Below are 20982 nucleotides of genomic sequence, written 5' to 3'. Positions count from 1 at the left end.
CCTTATCAGATAACGTTCAGAGCCGATCTGTAAATTTTTATCGTTACTTCTAAAGTAAATCTTACGGGCACCGATAATTATTAATGTAATGAGTAATCTACAAAGATACGGAAAGAAACAAAGAAGCCCGTTAGGTACAATCGTTCAATTTAGAATTGATTGGCGGGCTAAACTTGCTTGCAAGGATGTAAGCAAGTCAAAAGTACATCCCATATAGTAATCAAGGAGGATTAATACCATGGGTTTAAGAATTCAAACAAACACAGCGGCTGCAAAAGCATATAGAGGTCTTTTCATAGCCGACAGCCAGTTGAGCAAATCATTAGAAAAACTCTCAACAGGTTTCAGAATCAACAGTGCGGCAGATGATGCTGCTGGTCTTGCGATTGCTAACAAGCTTCGCGCTACCAACAGATCATTGGGCGCAGCGTCAAGGAACGTATCAGAGGCTTCTTCGATTGTGAATATAGCCCAAGGTTCCATGAACAACATCTCAAGTATCCTTGAGCGTTTGAAAGAATTGGCTACTCAAGGCGCTTCTGACAACGTCTCATCGAGTGGGAGAACCAAAATCAACTCTGAAGCATCGGCGTTGACTTCAGAAGTCACACGTATCGTAAACGATACCAAATACCAGGATACTTCCCTTATCAAGGGTACTTTCGGAGCGACATATTGCGATGGAGCCGCCTCGTTTGCAGCATCCGAAGGTGTGACAGCAATTGACGTATCCGGCGCGGTAGATGCGGGCTTGGTATATACGGTGACGAGTGTAGCCGGTTCCGGAACATCATCTGACGTAACCATGACAAACGGCGTTATTACACAGACAATCACCGGTGTAGCGACCGGTACAGTCCAGACTTTGGACTTTTCAGCTCTCGGCGTCAAGTTATCTCTTGATTCCGGTTTTGATGTTGTCAACGAATTAGCAGGCGGCTTCTCAATTGATACTGGCACCGGCGGTACGTTCCAGGTCGGCGCTGACAACGACGCGAACGCTGATAGATACAGTTTCACTATCGGTGATATGACACTTGCCACACTTGGACTCGATTCTCTGAACCTTTCAACTCGTTCAGGATCGCAGTCAGGTATAACAAGCGTTGATTCAGCAATTGACAGTGTCAACACTTCTCTTGGCAATATAGGTGCTATTATAAACAGACTGTCATTCGCAAGCGCGAATATCGCGGGAACGCTGGAAAACATATCGGCAGCGGAATCCGGTATTCGTGATGTTGACTTCGCGAAAGAAATGATACAGTTCACCAAATCACAAATACTCCAACAGGCAGCGACCGCTATGCTTTCGCAGGCCAACGCAGCGTCACAAGGAATTCTACAGCTTCTCGGATAATAGAAGCCCATATAGGATTATCCCGTGAATGCTACGCGGAGCATAATGATAATAGGAAAAGGGACGAGCTCAACAGCTCGTCCCTTTTCTGCTTTATATATACAGGTGAATTGAGATGGAATCAACAACCAATATACCAAGCCAGGCTGCAAAATCGACACCAAAGCCGCAAATCGAAAAAGTTGATTTACGAGTGCTAAAAGTAGTAGCGGCAAAATCAAAGAAATCAAGCGAGAACGTTGCGGCTGCTGCAAAGAGAAACGCTGAGATGCAAAAACAGGATATCGATGAGCTCATAAGAAAAATGAACAACGAGGTCTTCAGCGTTAATAAGCGGATAATTATCAGGAGGCATCCTGTAAATAATCGTCAAATCATTCAAGTTATTGATTCAAAGACCGATAAAGTAATTATGGAGGTACCATCGGTGGAATTGGTGAATTTATCTGCGAAGATTCATATTTTCGTCGGTATGATGATGGATAGGATATCTTGAGAGGAAGAAATTAATGGCGGAAGCGGGTGGCACAAGCAGTGTTAGCGGATTATTTTCCGGTATAGATTTTAGAGATACAATAGAAAAAATAATAGCAGTCGAAGGAATATCGGCTGATCTTCTTCAACTTCAAATTGATGAACAACGCCAAAAACTTACTGCTTGGCGAGAGTTCAATACTAAATTACTTGCATTAAAATCTGCGGGCGATGCTTTGAACGCAGATACCGACTTCAAAACTTTCAAAACTAATTCTACCTCTTCTTCAAGTACGGATGTAGAAGATCTGATAAGCGTCAGCACCAGCGCTGATGCGCAGCCCGGAAACTATACAATTGAAATACAATCCCGGGCAGAGGCGCGTAAATTATCTTCAGCAGCATTCAGTTCTGATTCCACTGCTCTTAGTCTAACCGGGGAGTTTCTGATCAACGGAGTAGCGGTGAGTATAGCATCCACCGACACGCTGTTAGATATTAGAGACGCAATAAACAATTTAAACAGCGGTTCGGACGCTACTAAAGTGACGGCAACAATCCTGACAGTAACGGTGGATTCCGATTATCGTCTCATATTGACCTCTGATGAAACAGGAGCGGATAAATTTGATCTGCTTGACGCAAGCTCTACCAATATTTTACAGTCCGGAGGGTTTGATTTCATCACTGGCACTATGAGTATAAAAAATTCGGTTTCTCCTGACGATGCAGCTTCCGATTATTTTACAAGCTCTACCGCTACTGTGGACGCATTAACGGGTCTGAGTAGCGCGCCCAGTGGCACAATTCAAATTAATGGCAGTGACGTGGTTTTAGATTTGAGCACAATGAGTATCACCGATGTAAAGACAGCGATTGATAACGCAAGTATAGCGAATATCAGTACGACTATAACCACAACAGAGGATGATGACGGTAAAACGATCTACCGGCTTGAAATAGTCGATTCTACAGGAGCTCCGACTTTTACCGATTCGGGTAACGTACTTCAAGCTCTTGGTATATTAGAAAGCGCCGTCACAAGCGAACTGAACGCGGAATCAGATTCGACAATAGTTATTGACGGTATTACTATCAACAGAGACGATAATATAATTGATGACGTAATCGAGGGGACTACGCTTAACCTGTTGCAGGCTGAAACGGGTACTAATATTGAAGTAAATGTAGAGAGAAATCTTGATTCCGTTATTAGTAAGATGACTGACTTAGTCAAGGCTTATAATGTTGTTGTGCAATTCGTTAAACAGCAACTCCAATTAGATGAAGAGCAGGTAGATGAGGACAGCAATGTTATTCCCGGAATTCTGTCGGGTGACTCCGGCATTACTTCGGCTCGTTCAGTTGCGAGATCAGCTGCTACGGACAGTATTACAGGGTTGCCGGATGACTATAATTCACTCAGTAAAATCGGTATAACTGTGAATGCGAAAGGGAAGCTGGAGCTTGATGAAGACGATGTCCGAGCAGCCCTGAGAGCAGATTTCGCGGCTACAATGAGAGTTTTTATTGCCGAAGAAACAGCCACAGACTCTGATGTAGAGTTTATCAATCATACGGAGGACACAACCGAGGGAGAGTACACGGTAAACATCACCCAGGCAGCGACACAAACTACAATAACAGGCACAGTGGACCTATCCGCGAATCCCCTTACTGCGGATGAAACGTTCACCATTACGGACTCTGGCACCGGTCGAGTCGCAACGGTAAGCCTCAGTAACGGTGATGATATTGATACCATAATCAACACGATAAACTCAAGTCTTTCCTCTGAAACCATTGAGACGCATATCGGCAGCTTTAGAATTACTACGGATGGCTCTACTGCAATAACATCGACTACTTTATGGAGCGAAATTAATCTCGGGACGGCAATTTCAAACAACGACACCATCGCTGTCACCGGTACCAATGCCGCTGGCGTTACGATAGAGGATTCATTCTTAATAGATGATATCACTACAGGAACGGTACAAGATTTTCTCTCGTTTATAGAAGGCGCCTTTGACAAAGAGATGAACGTCACTCTTGATGACGGATATATTGTGTTTAAGGACATCAAGGGCAGAGATTCGTCATTTTCAATTACAATAGCAGAAAGCGCGGGTTCATTGGATTTTGGAACGGTTGATGCTACCAACAATTCAACAAACGAGTCAGGAACTGAAGGGCGTTACAAAATAGAGATGGCCGCTTCCAAAGATGGCTCGAATAACCTCGTTTTAACGCATGATAATTACGGCGATGTTTTTGATTTTACCGTGACGACCAGCGCAACGCTTGGAATTGAAGATACCAATGTTACAATAGGCAAGGATGTGGCAGGGACAATCGGCGGTGAATCAGCCACGGGAGACGGCCAGGTACTCATCGGAGACACAGACAATTCCAATACCGATAGTCTCGTCATTTTATACACAGGCACTACTACCGGAGATCAGGGGACGGTCAAGTTGACGTTGGGCGTAGGTGAATTAATAAACAGGCAGCTGGGGTTTATTACCGATTCGTTAGACGGATTTGTGACCTTGAGGCAGGAGGCTATCGAAGACAGGATAGACACGCTTGATGACAGGATATTTGTAATAAGAGAAAGGTTAGACAGGAAAAAAACGTTTTTACTCAATAAATTTGTAGCAATGGAAGCCGCATTAGCGGAATTAAGCTCGAGAAGTATCGCATTGACCGCACAGCTTAGAGGACTGCAGTCTTTACTGGGTTAATTTTCAAGGAGATAGCTAAATAATGACTGATAATAATACTTATGTTAAAACACTAAATAGACATTATCTTGAGAATAAGATTCAAAGTGCTTCGCAAAGCGAAATAATTTCAATGCTTTACGATGGCGCTTTGAACTTCCTGGTTCAGATGAAACAGGCTATTCTTGAAGAAAATCATAAAGTTAGAGATGATGCCTTTGGAAGAGTACAAGCTATACTGCAAGAACTGCAGCACAGTATTAATTATGAAGAAGGTGGTGAAATAGCCAAGTCACTCGCTTCCTTATATAGTTTTATGCTTAAGCACCTATTTGAATCGAATTTAAAATCAGACGCCTCAGGTGTTGAAGCTATTAGGGAGATGATATGGGAATTACGCACTGCTTGGCAAGAGGCGGCAGCAGAACAAAAAAGCGCTGCCAATACGATAGTTTCAAACCAATCTAAAAGCGGAAACTTCGTATCGCGGATGGGATAAAAAATGGTAAATAAAAAAGAGTTAGAAGATGTTCTTAAAGAGCAAGTTGGAATTTATGCCGAGTTCGAAACTCTTTGTAAATCTGAGATTGATGCCTTATATGATGATAAATTGAATGTTTTATTAGGTGTGATGAAAAATAAAGCGAAATTGATTGAAAAATTAAATAAATTGGATATGAGGATCAAAAACAGTCAGAATGGTGATTTTGACCCATTTTTATCAATTAAAACCAATCCGGAACTAAAGAATTACGTAGAAGCAGCGATAATTAAAGTAGAAAATGTTCTTAAGTTCGAAGAAAGAACAAAAATTGTATCACAAAAACAACTAAATGAACTGGAAATGGAATTGCTGAGTATACGAAATGAAACGGAAACACTTGCAAAATACACGGAAGGGGGGAATCCAAACGCCAGATTTATTGATATTAACAGATAAAGCGCCAACATCACCATAAAACGGATAATAAGATGACAATAAAAAATGTAACTCGGGTGATACTCGATAGAGAAATAAAAAGGGCGCGAGGTGAGGATACTCAAAAAGGAAGTAAAAGCGGAGATGTTAAATCTTCCGTAAGTAAGTTTATTGATACGGCTAATATTTCTTCTAAAGCAATAGAAGTGCATGCGAATCAGGCCAGCCAGCCGGCGAGAATCGCTGCCATAGGTATTCTTGATAAAGCTACCAGCATTGATGAAGTAATCTCAAGGATTCAAGAGGGTTATTATGAACGCCCGGAAGTCATTGATGAAATAGCGTCATCAATCATCAAATCTGAAAATTTGGGAAGAGGAGAAGAGCAGTCAAATCATATTAGCGATATTAGTAGGAAAATCGATCGCGGTTTTTACGACGGCAAAGATGTAATAGAAACAATAGCGACAAAGCTTTTGGATTTTTTAAAGTAAATCACTGATATTTTAAGAAAAAAGCCCGGGTTTAATATCCGGGCTTTTTAATTTATAATAAATCGACTCTTTCAACATTATGTGGCAGTCAACTGCCGATTTAAGATTTAGACGAACATTGCCGATATATAGATATAGACGGAATAAACTGGGTACAAATGCTCAAAACGAACGTGATTATAACTATTATGTGGTTATTTGCAAGGTTAGGGGCTGAAAAGTGCAATATGGCATATTATTTGCAGAATTAACTAGAAAACAGTACCACAGTAAGGAAGGTGGAAAATTGAAAATAGAAATATTGAAATTTAAGATGGTGAGTTACTTCTCGATGTGGATTTTCATGTTTTCATACTTTGTTTATCAGGTAACAATTAGATAAGAGGAAGGTTTTAAAGATGGAGCAAAACTTAATGGATACAGAAGTTAAAAATATTTTTGAGCGCACGTTTCAAGCTGAAGAAGGTACTATGAGGAAAATGAGTGAAACGTTAGAAGATATTATTCAAACAACAGAAACTATGATGGATGCTGTGAAAGAAATATCTGACATAGTCAATTCCTGAGAGCGGACGATAGCTCTAAGTGTATTGATATAGAATTTGTAACCAAAGCAACCGGAAAATAACAGAGTGATGATAAAAAGAATAGATTATGGGATGTTCGAAGAAATAATTTATTTGAACCCTTCATTCAGTGAGAAAAAAAATAAAATTCGGATTTCCTTATATTTGGATCCGAATATGAGTAAATGGAATCGAAATATTCCATATGTTTTATTTTCTGCTTACGAATTATTGCCCGATTGTAAAGATCATAACTGTTCATTTAATCATTATTCTGTTGAAGATAGTTCACATCAAATGAAAGAAAGAGACATAAACGAAATTCCTCTTATAATAGAACACATAATTTTAGGAGTCATCAATCAGGTGGGTAATATTGATAATGCTAATGGTTTGACATGTGTTTCTAAGACGAACGAATATTTATATAGCATTTTTGTAGAATGTGATGATCCGTGCTTAGGTGAGTTCGCGGTGTTTGCAGCAAAAAATCTGGTTGAAGATATACTTATTCATGGTGATAGAAGCCCGCTTTGGGATTTCATACTTAATTCAGCTAAACACTTATATCCGTCTTCATATGATCAATTACCGGCCAAAAAGCTCAAATGGGAATTTGGCTGGTCCAAAGATCAGATTGAGATGGTAATAAGAACCTTGAAATCTCTTTCATTTTTTCATCCTCAGGGTGGAATCGCATGATGAAAAGCGGCTATAAAATATTTTGTTCCATTAACTGAAATTACAACAGAGATAAATTGATATGGAAAATGAAATGAAGTCAAGGGATGTCATGTATGTAGAAAAAGAAATATTCTCGATTGAAGAGGCTGAAGAATATTTAGGCATAAAGAAAAGAACTCTATACAAATTGGCGAAATCAGGAAGTATTCCGGCGGTTAAAATCGGAGGTCAGTGGAGATTTTCCAAATTCCGACTTGATGCCCTTTTTCACAGTGGAAAGGATAATGGCGCAAACTATGACGACTGAAATAACTGTCTTAGAGGAAATTAAAGGTAAAGTGAAAAATACCGATGTTTCAGTTCGGCGAGAAGCAGCTGACGATCTTGTTTATGTCGAGACGCAAGATGCAGAAGAACTTTTGTTTGAATTGATTTTAGATGAGAACAAAGGAGTCAGAGAAGCTGCAGGAGAGGCATTGTTAAGAAGGGGGAATCAGAGTGGAGCTGCGAGATTGGTCAAGAATTTCGCGAATCCGCGGATAGAAGTTCGAAATCAGGCGATGCTTTTATTAACTGAAATGGGCGAACCTGTTTTGGAGCACGTTATTCCGGCGTTGAACGACTCTGACAGGGATGTGAGAAAGTTTGCAGCGGATGTTCTGGGTGATGTAAGGTCACCTGCTGCGGTTTTATCCCTTATAAAAGCGATAGATGATGAAGATTCAAATGTGGGATTTTCAGCGGTTGAGGCATTAGGAAAAATAGGTGGTGATGAAGCATTCAGTAAATTGGAAGAAGCATTTAAAGGAATTCCGAATGTTAGAGCAACTGTGGCTGAAACATTAGGTAAAATAGGGAATCCCGATGGAGCAAGAGTAATTCAGGAAGGATTGCATGATGAAGATCCCCTTGTAGTATATGCATCCACTGAAGCGTTTGGTTCGATAGGAGGGAAAAAGGATTTAAATTTATTAGAAACGCTGATCAAGGAGTGTAATGGTTATATAAAAGGAGTTGCTATTACGTCATTAGTGAGAATCCTTATCCGCACAAACAGCGAATCTAATATTGATCTTCTATCAGATGAAAACATCACAGAATTGAATTCCGCAGTTGAGGGAAATAGAGAAGTTGCTGAGTTCGTTGAGAACTATATTGTTCAAGCCGTAAAAAATGACTATGCCGGAGGCACGTTCGGATATTACCCAAATCTCAGCAATGAACTGAAAGTGGTTGTATTGAAATCATTAATGAATAAGAAAAACGATATGACAGTGGAGTTGGCTATTAGCGCTTTAAAGGAACCTAATACTCTTATAAAAATGGCGGCGATTAGCTTATTTTACAATTGGGAGGATGTAAAATCAGTAAAACATCTCATCGAAGTGCTTGACGATGAAGATGATTGGGTATGCTACAGAGCTGCCGAAGCAATAGGATTAATTGGAGGAGAGGGCAGCATAAAAGCTCTCCTTTCAAAAATGGAATCAGATACTCCCTTAAGACAAATAGCCATTATTAAGGCGCTTGAGTCTATGGCTGCTAAAGATGAATTACAGAGCTTAACCAGCTCGGAATTTATTACGGATGAGGGTGTCAAGGAGACTCTAAACGAAATAATTGGAAAGTTTGAAAATGAATAATACTCTTGATAGCTCAATTCGAGAAAAGATCGAATCTATCGGTCAGCTGCCGACCTTTCCTGAAACTGCATCGGAGGTTGTAAATCTTGTAAATAATTCCACTGTTTCGATGAGACAGATAAGTAACGTAATCGGACGGGACCCATCTTTAGCTGTTAAAGTATTGAAATTCGTGAATTCGGCGTTTTACGGATTGCACCAAAGCGTTTCTTCTCTTCAACTGGCTCTCGTTATGCTCGGGATAAGAGAAATTCGCAATATTGTCATAGGGCTTTCGGTTTTTAAAACATTTGATCATGTGAACCATTCTAAACTGTTTGATAAAGTACGATTTTGGCAGCATTCGGTAAGCACCGGTCAAATAGCAAGATCGATTTCTACGAAATTATCTATCCAAATGGAAGGTGAAGAGTTTACTGCGGGGCTGCTTCATGATATGGGTAGAATTGTCTTTGATCAATATTTCCCTGAAGAATTTGGGAGAGCTTGGAAACTATCTATTTCAGACAATATCTCATTACATGAAGCTGAAAAGAGAGAATTGGGAGTTGACCATGCTGAATTAGGAGCATGGATGGCAAATAAATGGAATCTTCCTCTAAATCTTGTGGATGCAATACGATATCACCATTCGCCTTTAAAAGCTCAAAACGGTAAGATACTCGTAGCGATAGTGAGTCTTGCGGATATGCTATGTAAGATAGAAGGAGTAAAGTTTGGGGGATTTATATCTGAAATTACATTGGAGAATAGTGAACCCTGGAAAATCTTATTAAAAGAACGACCTCAGTTAGAGGAGATGGACTTGGAGCGGTTTACATTCGAATTAGAATCTGAAGTTATTAAATCATTCGAGTTCCTGTCGATGGTAGGCTCCTTCAAACAGCAAGCGGAGGTATAATTTGGAAACTTCCGTTGCTACCTCTACAACGCCAACGATAAACGCTTTAAGTGATAAGCTCTTTACTGAGATTAGAGATTATATTTACGATAAGAGCGGTATGTTTTTTGCCGACCATAAAAAATATCTACTTGAAAATAGAATATCAAAAAGAACTGTAGAATTAAATTTAAAAGACTGTGAAGAGTATCTTTACCTGATCAAATATGGTACAAATAAATTGGAGGAGCTCAGCAATCTATTCGACGCCATAACCACAAATGAGACATATTTTTTTAGAAATGAGCCCCAGCTAAATGCTTTTAGATCAATAATCATACCTTATTTGAACAAAAAATTAGTTAATAATTTTTCTGGAAGAGCAAAGATTTGGTCTGCCGGCTGTTCGTCAGGCGAAGAGCCCTATACTCTTTCAATAATTTTTAAAGAAGAAGCGATCAGGGGAATAAAAGTTCCTTACGAAATTTTGGCTACAGATATTTCGAGAGAAATCTTGGATAAGGCAAAAAAAGCTGTTTATGGAAAATATGCTATCAGGAATCTGACATCAATACAGCTTATAAATTATTTCACTCCTGAGGGCCATGATCATCGAGTTAAGGATGAAATACGCAGACCAATAATACACAAAATAGTCAATTTATCCGAAGCCCACGCATTTCCATTAAATGCGAAGTTTGACGTAATCTTTTGCAGAAATGTTTTAATCTATTTTGATGTGGAAGCAAAGAAAAAAGTAATAAGAAAATTTTACGATTTACTGAATCCGGGGGGATATCTTTTTATAGGACACAGTGAATCTCTTCACGGAATAACCGATGCGTTTAAATTAGTTCATTTTGAAAAAGCGCTTGCTTACAGAAAAGAGGAATAAAATGTTTGGATTGGCACATGGAGATAGAAATGAGTAAAATCGCACTTATAGCAGATGATTCATCCACAATAAGAAAATTTGTCGCATTCGCATTAAAATCGATGGGAATCGAAGTGGTTATGGCATCGGATGGGATGGAGGCATTGGAAAAACTAACCACGGAAAAATTTGATTTAGTTATAACCGACTTAAATATGCCCCATTTAGATGGCTACGAACTCATATCAAGCATAAGAGAAATAAATCAGTATAAAGATACACCGATAATAATTCTATCCTCGGAATCGGATGAAGATGATAAACAAAAGGGTTTTTCTGCGGGAGCTGATTTATATATGGAAAAGCCATTTGACGCAAAAAAATTGCAGTATGAAGTCTCAAAATTTTTGAATTAAAAACAAGTAAGGAGTTATTAATATATGTCTTTATCTTTGGAACAAGAAATGTTAAAAGAGTTCTTAATTGAAGCAAAGGAACTATTAGAGGAGCTCGACAACAACTTTGTGATTCTTGAATCAAAGCCCAATGATTCCGACCTCATAAACGAAATATTCCGATCGGTGCATACCATAAAAGGTGGCGCCGGGATGGTCGGGAATGAAAAATTGCAAACGGTAGCACACAGAATGGAAGACATTCTCAATAAGATTCGAAAAGGTGAAACCTCTCTTAGCACGGATATAATCGACCCTCTATTATCCGGATTAGATGTATTAAAACAAATTACTGAGTGTTTAGTTCGGGACGAGGATATCTCGGATATTGATATCTCCGTAGTGAATATTTTGGAGGAAGCCTATAAAAAAATGGGTGAAGCATCTAATAATAAAGACGAATCTGAAGTTTCGGCAAAGGAGGAAAAATCAGCAATAGATGCAAAAGCAGCTAAGCTTGCAGCTGAAGCTGATCAAGAACAGGACGAATTCGAAGTTGATATGTTTGGTGAGGAAATGGAGGAATTAGTCGATAGTTTTACCATTGAAACTGAGGAAATATTAGAGACTGTGGATCAGGATTTGATAGAACTCGAACATAATCCTGATGATGAAGAGACCCTAAATTCCATATTCCGAGGACTGCACACAATTAAAGGAACATCTTCGTTCCTCGGTTTGGACCTAATTACCAAGCTTAGCCATAATGCGGAAGATGTTCTCAATGATTTGAGGAAAAAAGTCCTTACCGTTAATAGCGAGATAATGGACGTACTACTGGATGCTGTGGATTTCCTGAAAGTATTGATGGATGACGTAAGAAATAAAGAGTTGGTTGACAGAGATATTGTCCCACTTGTTACTCAATTAATGGCTTTCCGGGGAGATTCATCGCCGGATAACCAATCAAATGAGAATAAAGGAGTTTCAAAATCTACAGAGCAAAAAAAGAATAAAGATATTGTAAAGAAAAACTCGTCAAAATCGGTTGTCGATGCTACAATACGAGTGGATGTAGAAAGATTAGATTCTTTAATGAATTTAGTGAGTGAATTAGTTTTGAGACGTAATTCACTGATGCAGATCACTAATAAGTTAGATAAAGAAGCGGAAGATTCGGAGTATATGGAGGAGCTAACTTCTACTGCCGGTCATATTAGCTATCTGACAACGGAATTACAATTCTCGGTTATGCAAACACGAATGCTCCCGATAGGAAAGGTATTTAATAAATTCTCGCGCATAGTTCGGGATCTTTCACGAGATTTTAATAAGAAAATTGAGCTTACCATTGAAGGCGCAGAAACAGAACTTGATAAATCATTGATCGAAGAAATAAACGATCCGTTGGTTCATCTCATTAGAAATGCGGTTGATCATGGGATTGAAACGCCGGAAAAAAGAATAGCCGCCGGAAAAGACGAAGTTGGGAAAGTAAAACTATACGCTACCCAAGAGGGGAATAATATAATTATCGGGATCGAAGATGATGGTAACGGTCTTGACGCTAATAAACTCAAAGCAGCAGCTGTAAAAAAAGGTGTTATCACTAAAGCAGAAGCGGAAAGAATGACGGAAAAAGAGGCTTTTAATATCATATTCGCTCCCGGATTCAGCACGGCGGAAAAAGTGACCAATGTTTCAGGAAGAGGCGTTGGAATGGATGTGGTAAAAACTAACATAGCCAAGCTCAACGGTATGATAGATATACAATCAGTACTGGGAGAAGGAACGAAAATTGTAATTAAATTGCCGCTGACACTTGCGATAATTCAAGGGCTGTTAGTGGAAGTAAATGAAGAAGTTTATGTCATTCCGTTAAGTGCGGTATTGGAAACTTCACGGGTTAACGTCGAGGATATATCGTATATGAATCAAAGGGAAGCGATTAGGTTGCGCGACTCAATTTTGCCGCTGGTTAGGTTAGATGCTCTGTTCGGAATCCCCAAAATAAACAATGAGGAAGAGTCATTTGTTTATGTTGTGGTAGTGGGAATGGCGGAACACAAACTTGGTTTAGTAGTCAGTAAGATGCTTGGGCAGGAGGAGGTCGTAATAAAATCACTCGGTGAAGAACTTGGTCAGACACCCGGAGTATCAGGAGCAACTATCATGGGTGATGGAAGAGTAAGAATGATTCTTGAGATAAGAGATTTATTCGATCTCGCTGCAAAAACAAAAGGAATATCACCAAAAGAAATCAGAAGAAAACTCGCAAAAGAGAAGAGTAACACTGAAGAAATAACCGATGAAACAGACTTGCAAAGTAACGAAAATGAGAATGTTGAAGAGAAAGAAATATCTGATGATGAGGATGCAGAGGATTTCTCAGATGAAAAATACGAAGGAGAGATCCCCGAAGATTATAGTGAACAGGAAAGTGATGAAAAATTAGATAAAGAAGAAATGGTCTTAGAACAATGAAAAATAATTTAATACTGACAAGTTGGAATAGCGGGGAATGATTGATTCGAAAAACAAAAATTATAGTCGTGGATGACTCGGCTTTTATGAGAAAAGCAATTGAGATGATGCTTCGGGAAGAGTCAAGCTTTGAAATTGTGGCTACGGCGAATAACGGGGAAGACGCCCTCAAGTATATTCGAGAATTAAAACCGGATGTTGTAACACTCGATATTGAAATGCCGGGAATGACCGGACTTGAGGTTCTTGAAAGAATAATGAAGGATACGCCAACTCCTGTGATAATGATTAGTTCGCTTTCAACTGAGGGAGCAGATGAAACTATTAAAGCGCTGGAATTAGGCGCGGTGGATTTTATACCCAAATCTCTCTCTTATGTTTCTTTGGACATAGTGAAGATAAAAGATACCCTTATCGAGAAAATTAAAAATATCAGATCTCTCAGTAAATCTATCATAAAAAATGTGATGTCACCAAGAAAAAAACTTCCCGTTTTGAGTTTACAGCATGATAAGATAGGTAAAAAAATAAGATTTATTGCAATCGGTATATCTACTGGGGGACCGAGAACGTTACAAGAGGTTATTCCCCGACTTCCAAAAGATTTTCCCAGGCCGGTGATGGTAGTCCAACATATGCCGCCGAAGTTCACTAAATCTTTGGCCGAAAGGCTCGATAAAATGAGCGAGGTCAGAGTGAAAGAAGCTGAGCACCATGATTCTGTTAAATCGGGAACAGTTTATATCGCCCCGGGCGGAAAACATATGAAGTTGAAAAAAAATGGAACTTCCTTACAAATTGAGATCAGCGATACTCCCGATAACACATTACATCGTCCTTCGGTAGACATTATGTTGGAATCAATTGTGGATATTTATGGATCACAAACACTTAGCGTAATTATGACGGGAATGGGTAAGGACGGATTAAAGGGCTCTAACAGTTTGTATGGAAAAAATGGAATGATATTATCTGAAAGTGAAGAATCTTGTGTTGTATATGGAATGCCGAAAGCGGTAGTTGAAGCGGGAATTGTCGATAGAACTGAACCGGCGACCAACATCGCAGAAGCAATAATGGATTACGTTAGGCAATAAATAATTTAAGGAGCAAAAAATGGCTGGAAAAGTATTGGTAGTAGATGATTCTCCGACAATGAGAAGAATAGTTGCAAATACGTTGAAAAGAATAGGCTATCCAGATACGGAGGAAGCAGAAAATGGAAATGATGCGCTCAATAAGCTAGGCGAAGGTACTTTTGAACTAATCGTCACTGACTGGAATATGCCTGGAATGACAGGGTTGGAATTCGTGAAATCGTTAAGGGCAGACGGTGGCTATAATGATTTGCCTATATTAATGGTAACAACACGAAGCGCTGAGGAAGATGTTAAAGAAGCATTGCAGGCAGGAGCCAACAGCTATATTGTAAAACCCTTCACACCACAGGTACTAAAAGATAAAATTGAAAGTATAGTATAAAATGAGGAAATAATGACGAATTTAAATGAAGATAAATTATTAGATAAAATAAATTCTAATATCAAGGAATTAACAATTAATCTATCCGAAATGTTTGAATCTTTGCAAATAATATCCGGGCCTATCAAAGAATCCACGGAGAACATGCCTCTGGCTACAGATCATCTTTCTAAGATAACGAAACAGACAGAGCTGGCTACAAATCAAATACTCGATAAGCTGGATGCGATGACGGAAAGAGATAGTGAAGCGCTTGAAATCATTGTAGGCGAGATAGAAAAGCTCGGAGATTCGAAAACCGGAGATACAATTAAAAAAACCTTGGTAAAATTGGAAAACGCATTTTCATCTGATTTAAATGATTCCTACGAAATTATGGAATCACTCCAATTCCAGGACATCACCTCTCAAAGAATAGGCTTCATCACCACGTTGCTTGATGGAGTAGAGCATAAATTAAATACATTACTAAACGCTTTAGGTGAAGTTACGAAACTAAAAAAGATTGTTGCAAAAGATTATTTTGATCCGACTGCAGAATATACAGATTCTAAGGATAGGCAAAGTTTAGTTGATAAAGTTATTGAAGAAAAAGGATAGCATCGATAACAAATGCATGTAGTATCATTAGACAAAATAGTAAGCGGTAGTAAGCTGGGAAAAGCTCTCTATTCAGCCGATGGCAGAATCTTGCTCGGCAGAGGAGTTGATCTTACAGGTAAGTACCTAAATCGCTTAAAGGAGATGGGGTATTATTCGATATTCGTCTCGGATGATTTTGATGATGAAGTTGAGCTGAATGATGTGATTCAGGATTCTACCAGAAAATTTGCCATTGGCCAGGTCAAATCGTTGTTCAAATCTACTATGGAGGGTAATGGAGACGGAAATAATTTTGACTTGAAAAATGGAATTGAAAACATTACAGATAGCATTATAAATGATATAACCGGAAATGATAATTTAATGATCGATCTGTATAGTCTGAAAACTCATGACGATTATACCTTTCAACATTCAGTAAATGTGTGCGTACTTGCAATAGTTTTGGGAATAAAAGCGGGATTAAACGGAATTGAATTAAGGGAATTGGCAAAAGGTGCGATGCTCCACGATATAGGAAAAATGCACACTCCTTTTGAGATACTTACTAAGGATTCACTTTTAACCGATGAAGAGTATGAAATCGTAAAACGGCACACAAATGAAGGATTTTCATTTTTGTTAAACGACTCGAATGTAAGTCCTAAAATCGCAATAGTCGCGTATCAGCACCACGAAAGATTTGACGGTACTGGTTATCCTGACGGTATTGGCGGTGATCAAATGCATATATATTCAAAAATTGTAGCCATAATCGACACATATGATGCACTAACATCAGACAGAGTATATCGAAAACGTTATAACAACGATCAAGCTCTAAACATAATATATAAAGAATCTGAAGGAAAATTTGAGCCGGATCTCTTGAAACTATTGAGAAATTGTGTCGCACGGTATACTTCAGGTAGTCTTGTGAGACTTAAAACAGGGGAGACGGCAATAGTATTGAGAAATAATGCATCAATACTTAATCAACCAATTATCAAACTTCTCACGGATTCGGACGGTAATAAGATAGAGAATTCACCTGAAATTGACATATCTCAAAATGGAGATTCAAATAATATAGAGATAGAATCAATCATTTGAGGAATATTGATGAATAAATCAACAGTATTAGGCATTATTCTCGGAATTGGATTAGTAGTCGGCGCAATTTCACTTGAAACGGACGATTGGAGAGTATTCTATAATCCGGCCGGCATTTTGATTGTATTGGGAGGAACTGCTGCTTCATCGTTTTTAAGTTATCCTTTTATGGACGTATTAGGTGTCTTCAGGTCTTTTTATGTCGTTCTCAGAAAAGAACCGCCCAGATTGGAAGATTACATTCCGGAAGTTATGAATCTGGTAATGACGGCGAGAAAGGGTGGACGATTAGCGTTGGAAAAGAAAGTGAGCAAGATAAAAAACTTTTTTTTGGCTGATGCAATACAGATGCTCGCGGATGGATATTCACTCAACGAAATTAATGACATCCTCAATGAAAGAGTATATTTCAGGTCTCAGAGAGAGGGAAAAGAATCTGATATGTTAACGTCAATGTCTAAATTCGCACCTGCATTTGGGATGATTGGAACACTTATTGGACTAATTATTCTCCTTAGCAACATGACCCTTGAATCTATGGATAATATTGGATCTGGAATGTCAGTTGCTTTGATAACAACATTTTATGGAGTACTGCTTGCCAACCTGATCTTTAAACCTATCGGCGTAAAATTAGCTACGAGAACCGAAGAGGAAATTCTTATGATGGAGATGATCATTGACAGCGTAAAAATGATAAGTGAAGGATGGCATCCGGCTAAAGTACAGGATTATATGAATTCCTTTATAAAACCGAGTAAGCGAGTGCTTCCTGACAGAGAAGATTTTAAAAACAAAAAGAAAAGAATAGCGCAGGCAGAAGTAGCATAATAATGCCTCGCGTAAATCCAACAAAGATTGGCAGAAGATACAGAAAATCAGTTGATGATGTTGATGATTGGTTAATCACGTACAGTGATCTTGTTACCCTAATATTAACATTTTTCATACTTCTGGCAGCAATTTCTAAAGTTGATCCGCTCCGTTTTGAAAGAATTGCACAGTCCTTATCAGGCGCTTACGGAACATCTAAAAATACTCGACAGGTAGATCTCAAAACAGTTTTTAGAATGATTAATGAGTTGATCGGTGAATCAGCTTATGCTGAATACGTGGAGGTGGAATTGCGACCCATAGGAGTTGCGGTCACTTTCAAAGGGAATACGTTATTTTCTTCCGGCAATGCGACGATCAAAAAAAATATAGAGCCCGTTTTGGTTGGATTAGCAGGAGTAATGAAGTCATTACCTTATAGTATTGCGATTGAAGGACATACGGATGACATACCTATTTCATCTCCTCAATTCCCATCAAATTGGGAATTATCTACTGCCAGGGCATCACGTGTAGTAAGATTCTTGATAGGCAGGGGAGTTGAGACTGAAAAATTATTTGCGGCCGGATATGCCGACACAAAATCAAAAGTACCGAATAGAGACAATTCCGGAAACCCTATCCCCGAAAATAGAGCAGAAAATCGGAGAGTGGAGATAATATTCCAAGCCCGTTGATTCGTTAATTTTTATTGTAATTTCTGAAACAGTTCTTTAATTTTCCCGTAACTTAAAATAACCCGACAGCATTATCGGGGTGTTTTGCGTCAAATATTTTAGAAAACTATTTTTTGAGGTAATAATTGAAGTTTATTTTAACAACAATATTATACTTAATAACAATAACATTTCCTTTAGGGGCTGAGATTGACCATCCTTCAAAATCTTTGAAGGCGATCAGGATAAACGAACCGATTAATATTGACGGGTACTTAAGCGAAAGCAGTTGGAAAGATAATGGTGTCACAGAATTTGTTCAACGCGACCCTGTTGAAGGCAGGAAGCCGACCCAGAAAACGGAAGTTTGGGTCGCTTATGACAACGAAGCTATTTATGTGGCAGCTAAACTGTACGATTCGTCTCCGGACTCGATAATCGCTCGACTTGCAAGAAGGGATGAAAGAGTCGCTTCAGATGAGTTCGAGTTTAGGGTTGATCCCTGGTTAGATCATAGATCGGGGTTTTTCTTTAGAGTCTCCGCGGCGGGGGCAATAAGAGACGGAATCCTGTTCAACGACGGATCAAATGATGATTCATGGGACGGCGTCTGGGAAAGCGCCACATCCATAAATCGTGAAGGATGGGAAGTTGAAATAAAAATTCCTTATTCACAGCTTAGATTTCCGGAAAAAGAAATTCATACCTGGGGGGTTAACTTTATTAGGCAGATTGAGCGGAATAACGAACGAATTATGTATGTGATGATTCCGAAAAATTCCAGCGGTGATGCATCCTGGTTTGCGCATCTTACCGGAATTGAAAATATCAGTCAACCCAGATTAATTGAATTGCTCCCATTTTCTGCCGGAAGAGCAGAATATATACAAACGAATGCCGGTAATCCATTTAATGACGGAAGTAGATTTTTCAATCAATTGGGTTTAGACCTGAAATTGGGATTATCAAGCGGTCTTACTCTCGATGCCACGTTTAATCCTGATTTCGGTCAGGTGGAAGTAGACCCGGAAGTAGTAAATTTATCTGATTTCGAAACGTTTTTCCCTGAAAAGCGCCCTTTTTTCATTGAAGGTTCGAATATTTTTCGATTTGGAGGTGGAGGGGTAGAAAATTACTTGAGTTTTAATTACGGGGACCCACTGTTCTTCTATACAAGGCGTATCGGAAGATTTCCTCAGGGTGAAACTAATGATGACTATGAAAATGTTTCGATTCCTTCCGGTTCAACAATTCTTGGAGCTGGTAAGATATCAGGCAAAGTAACTCCTGAATGGTCAATTGGTCTGATTAATGCCCTAACTGCAAGGGAATATGCGGATGTGGACTTCAATGGATCGAGATTTAGAGAGGAAGTGGAGCCGCTAACTAATTATACTGTGATCAGGACACAACGGGAATTTAACGGGGGAAGACACGGCTTGGGTCTGATAGGTACAAATACCTATAGAGATATGGGAAACTCAATTCTTGAGAATTCATTAACGGGCAGCGCTTTTATGAGCGGAGTTGACGGCTGGCTCACTCTTGATTCTGATAGGAAGTATGTTGTTACAGGATGGTTGGCACGAAGTAGAATCAACGGAACAGAGGAGGTAATCACAGCTGTTCAACGTTCAAGCCCCCATTATTATCAACGTCCGGATGCAGATTATGTCTCAGTCGATTCTACGGCTACATCAATGACAGGATCAGCAGGCAGGATTTACATCAACAAGCAAAAGGGCAGTGTAATATTCAATTCGGGTTTTGCGATGATCTCGCCCGGATTTGAGATAAATGATGCCGGTTTTCAATCAAACGCTGATCAAATCAACTGGCATATCGCAACCGGATACAATGATGTTGATCCGGGAAAATATCTCAGGAGCAAATTTTTTTCCATTGCTACTTTCAGAAATTGGGATTTTGGAGGGAATAAATATGCAGAAGGATATTTCCTCTTTTCCGGAGGTGAGTTGCTGAATTATTGGAACATGGAATTTAATTATTCATATTTCCCCCAATTTTCTAATAATAATCTGAGCAGAGGAGGGCCTTTTATAAAAGGACCAATCGGCAGATTGGCGGAGATAATCATTAGGTCTGATGAGAGAAAGGAATTGTCCTATTCCCTTGGAGTACAGCAAGGCAAAGCCACTCGCTGGTTTTGGAACTATAGCTTTGATATGACATGGAAACCAAACTCACAGTTTAACCTGAGTTTAAACCCGGTTTATACCTGGGATGTAACAGAGGCTTTTTATGTGGGTGAAGAAGAAGACCTTACGGCATTGAATACCTTCGGTAAACGATATTTATTCGCCGAAACCGATAACAGATCGTTTTCACTGGGAACGAGACTCAATTGGACTTTTACCCCGAAGTTAAGTCTGCAGCTTTTTGTGCAACCCCTCATTTTTGCCATCAAATATAAAGATTATAAGGAGTTGGCAAATCCCGGCGAATTTGAATTTAATATCTATGGTAAAGACGATAATTCTACGATAGTACAAAGTGATGACGGGGAAATTTTTACTATCAGTCCTGATATCTCACGTAACGCCGAATCTTTTGAAATAGACAATCAAGATTTCAATTTCAAATCGCTAATAGGAAATGCAGTTTTACGGTGGGAATATCTGCCCGGTTCTGTATTTTTCCTCGCCTGGACCCAGAACAGAAGTGACTTCGATGATGGGAATGGTTTCTTTGATTTTAGAGATAATACAAGGCGGTTATTCGATACCAAACCCGACAATATTATCCTTGCAAAATTTACTTATTGGTGGAATCCTTAAAGATTTCCAGGTCAATCG

At 39.1% G+C, this 20982-nt stretch carries 21 protein-coding genes; all 21 read left to right on the top strand.

Going from position 1 to position 20982, the window contains the following annotated elements; translation table 11 throughout:
• Positions 1-238 precede the first annotated feature (238 nt).
• The 21 genes from IIB39_03285 (at position 239) to IIB39_03185 (ending at position 20964) form a co-directional block, all read left to right on the top strand.
• Complete coding sequence (locus tag IIB39_03285) at positions 239-1360, top strand: flagellin (protein ID MCH8927720.1); 1122 nt, start codon at positions 239-241, stop codon at positions 1358-1360.
• Between the two features lie 115 nt (positions 1361-1475).
• The gene (locus IIB39_03280; GenBank protein ID MCH8927719.1) at positions 1476-1856 is read left to right on the top strand and encodes a flagellar protein FlaG; all 381 of its coding nucleotides are present in this window, start codon (positions 1476-1478) and stop codon (positions 1854-1856) included.
• A gap of 13 nt (positions 1857-1869) precedes the next feature.
• Positions 1870-4581: a flagellar filament capping protein FliD gene (gene fliD / locus IIB39_03275; GenBank protein MCH8927718.1), complete on the top strand. Its 2712-nt coding sequence runs from the start codon at positions 1870-1872 to the stop codon at positions 4579-4581.
• Between the two features lie 22 nt (positions 4582-4603).
• The gene (gene fliS, locus IIB39_03270) at positions 4604-5059 is read left to right on the top strand and encodes a flagellar export chaperone FliS (protein ID MCH8927717.1); all 456 of its coding nucleotides are present in this window, start codon (positions 4604-4606) and stop codon (positions 5057-5059) included.
• A gap of 3 nt (positions 5060-5062) precedes the next feature.
• A complete protein-coding gene (flgN, locus tag IIB39_03265; GenBank protein ID MCH8927716.1) occupies positions 5063-5500 on the top strand; it encodes a flagellar export chaperone FlgN in 438 nt (145 codons plus the stop codon).
• Positions 5501-5532: 32 nt separating this feature from the next.
• Entirely contained in the window at positions 5533-5973 is a 441-nt protein-coding gene (locus IIB39_03260) for a hypothetical protein (GenBank protein MCH8927715.1), read from the top strand.
• A gap of 413 nt (positions 5974-6386) precedes the next feature.
• Entirely contained in the window at positions 6387-6539 is a 153-nt protein-coding gene (locus IIB39_03255) for a hypothetical protein (GenBank protein ID MCH8927714.1), read from the top strand.
• Between the two features lie 69 nt (positions 6540-6608).
• Positions 6609-7241 (top strand): hypothetical protein, encoded by a 633-nt coding sequence (locus IIB39_03250; protein ID MCH8927713.1) that lies wholly within the window; start codon positions 6609-6611, stop codon positions 7239-7241.
• Positions 7242-7314: 73 nt separating this feature from the next.
• A complete protein-coding gene (locus IIB39_03245; protein ID MCH8927712.1) occupies positions 7315-7530 on the top strand; it encodes a helix-turn-helix domain-containing protein in 216 nt (71 codons plus the stop codon).
• Positions 7508-8866, top strand: coding sequence for a HEAT repeat domain-containing protein (locus tag IIB39_03240; GenBank protein MCH8927711.1), 1359 nt, complete (start codon positions 7508-7510; stop codon positions 8864-8866). Before IIB39_03245 ends, IIB39_03240 begins: the two co-directional genes overlap by 23 nt.
• Positions 8859-9767, top strand: a complete 909-nt coding sequence (locus IIB39_03235; protein MCH8927710.1) for an HDOD domain-containing protein — start codon at positions 8859-8861, stop codon at positions 9765-9767. The genes IIB39_03240 and IIB39_03235 overlap by 8 nt, the downstream gene beginning before the upstream one ends.
• Position 9768: 1 nt before the next feature.
• A complete protein-coding gene (locus IIB39_03230; protein MCH8927709.1) occupies positions 9769-10641 on the top strand; it encodes a protein-glutamate O-methyltransferase CheR in 873 nt (290 codons plus the stop codon).
• A 29-nt stretch (positions 10642-10670) separates the two neighbouring features.
• A complete protein-coding gene (locus IIB39_03225) occupies positions 10671-11036 on the top strand; it encodes a response regulator (protein ID MCH8927708.1) in 366 nt (121 codons plus the stop codon).
• Positions 11037-11060: 24 nt separating this feature from the next.
• Positions 11061-13499, top strand: a complete 2439-nt coding sequence (locus IIB39_03220; protein MCH8927707.1) for a chemotaxis protein CheA — start codon at positions 11061-11063, stop codon at positions 13497-13499.
• A gap of 44 nt (positions 13500-13543) precedes the next feature.
• Positions 13544-14596 (top strand): chemotaxis response regulator protein-glutamate methylesterase, encoded by a 1053-nt coding sequence (locus IIB39_03215; GenBank protein ID MCH8927706.1) that lies wholly within the window; start codon positions 13544-13546, stop codon positions 14594-14596.
• A 19-nt stretch (positions 14597-14615) separates the two neighbouring features.
• Positions 14616-14981, top strand: a complete 366-nt coding sequence (locus IIB39_03210) for a response regulator (protein ID MCH8927705.1) — start codon at positions 14616-14618, stop codon at positions 14979-14981.
• Positions 14982-14993: 12 nt separating this feature from the next.
• Positions 14994-15581: a protein phosphatase CheZ gene (locus IIB39_03205; protein ID MCH8927704.1), complete on the top strand. Its 588-nt coding sequence runs from the start codon at positions 14994-14996 to the stop codon at positions 15579-15581.
• A 12-nt stretch (positions 15582-15593) separates the two neighbouring features.
• Positions 15594-16676, top strand: a complete 1083-nt coding sequence (locus tag IIB39_03200; GenBank protein ID MCH8927703.1) for an HD-GYP domain-containing protein — start codon at positions 15594-15596, stop codon at positions 16674-16676.
• Between the two features lie 9 nt (positions 16677-16685).
• A complete protein-coding gene (locus tag IIB39_03195; protein ID MCH8927702.1) occupies positions 16686-17507 on the top strand; it encodes a MotA/TolQ/ExbB proton channel family protein in 822 nt (273 codons plus the stop codon).
• Positions 17508-17509: 2 nt separating this feature from the next.
• Positions 17510-18187, top strand: a complete 678-nt coding sequence (locus IIB39_03190) for a flagellar motor protein MotB (GenBank protein MCH8927701.1) — start codon at positions 17510-17512, stop codon at positions 18185-18187.
• Positions 18188-18312: 125 nt separating this feature from the next.
• The gene (locus tag IIB39_03185; GenBank protein MCH8927700.1) at positions 18313-20964 is read left to right on the top strand and encodes a carbohydrate binding family 9 domain-containing protein; all 2652 of its coding nucleotides are present in this window, start codon (positions 18313-18315) and stop codon (positions 20962-20964) included.
• Positions 20965-20982 lie beyond the last annotated feature (18 nt).

This window comes from Candidatus Neomarinimicrobiota bacterium (assembly GCA_022573815.1).
Taxonomy (GTDB): Bacteria; Fidelibacterota; SORT01; order SORT01; family SORT01; genus JACZTG01.
Note: the sequence above shows the minus strand (reverse complement) of the source record. Positions and strands in the feature narration are given on the sequence as shown.

What these genes read in the sequence shown, in the direction of transcription:
- fliD (MCH8927718.1), top strand. Translation starts at nt 1,870, where the DNA reads ATGGCGGAAGCGGGTGGCACAAGCAGTGTTAGCGGATTATTTTCCGGT.
- IIB39_03250 (MCH8927713.1), top strand. Translation starts at nt 6,609, where the DNA reads ATGATAAAAAGAATAGATTATGGGATGTTCGAAGAAATAATTTATTTG.
- IIB39_03205 (MCH8927704.1), top strand. Translation starts at nt 14,994, where the DNA reads ATGACGAATTTAAATGAAGATAAATTATTAGATAAAATAAATTCTAAT.
- IIB39_03235 (MCH8927710.1), top strand. Translation starts at nt 8,859, where the DNA reads ATGAATAATACTCTTGATAGCTCAATTCGAGAAAAGATCGAATCTATC.
- IIB39_03280 (MCH8927719.1), top strand. Translation starts at nt 1,476, where the DNA reads ATGGAATCAACAACCAATATACCAAGCCAGGCTGCAAAATCGACACCA.
- IIB39_03255 (MCH8927714.1), top strand. Translation starts at nt 6,387, where the DNA reads ATGGATACAGAAGTTAAAAATATTTTTGAGCGCACGTTTCAAGCTGAA.
- IIB39_03200 (MCH8927703.1), top strand. Translation starts at nt 15,594, where the DNA reads ATGCATGTAGTATCATTAGACAAAATAGTAAGCGGTAGTAAGCTGGGA.
- flgN (MCH8927716.1), top strand. Translation starts at nt 5,063, where the DNA reads ATGGTAAATAAAAAAGAGTTAGAAGATGTTCTTAAAGAGCAAGTTGGA.
- IIB39_03210 (MCH8927705.1), top strand. Translation starts at nt 14,616, where the DNA reads ATGGCTGGAAAAGTATTGGTAGTAGATGATTCTCCGACAATGAGAAGA.
- IIB39_03190 (MCH8927701.1), top strand. Translation starts at nt 17,510, where the DNA reads ATGCCTCGCGTAAATCCAACAAAGATTGGCAGAAGATACAGAAAATCA.
- IIB39_03285 (MCH8927720.1), top strand. Translation starts at nt 239, where the DNA reads ATGGGTTTAAGAATTCAAACAAACACAGCGGCTGCAAAAGCATATAGA.
- IIB39_03245 (MCH8927712.1), top strand. Translation starts at nt 7,315, where the DNA reads ATGAAGTCAAGGGATGTCATGTATGTAGAAAAAGAAATATTCTCGATT.
- fliS (MCH8927717.1), top strand. Translation starts at nt 4,604, where the DNA reads ATGACTGATAATAATACTTATGTTAAAACACTAAATAGACATTATCTT.
- IIB39_03260 (MCH8927715.1), top strand. Translation starts at nt 5,533, where the DNA reads ATGACAATAAAAAATGTAACTCGGGTGATACTCGATAGAGAAATAAAA.
- IIB39_03195 (MCH8927702.1), top strand. Translation starts at nt 16,686, where the DNA reads ATGAATAAATCAACAGTATTAGGCATTATTCTCGGAATTGGATTAGTA.
- IIB39_03220 (MCH8927707.1), top strand. Translation starts at nt 11,061, where the DNA reads ATGTCTTTATCTTTGGAACAAGAAATGTTAAAAGAGTTCTTAATTGAA.
- IIB39_03225 (MCH8927708.1), top strand. Translation starts at nt 10,671, where the DNA reads ATGAGTAAAATCGCACTTATAGCAGATGATTCATCCACAATAAGAAAA.
- IIB39_03240 (MCH8927711.1), top strand. Translation starts at nt 7,508, where the DNA reads ATGGCGCAAACTATGACGACTGAAATAACTGTCTTAGAGGAAATTAAA.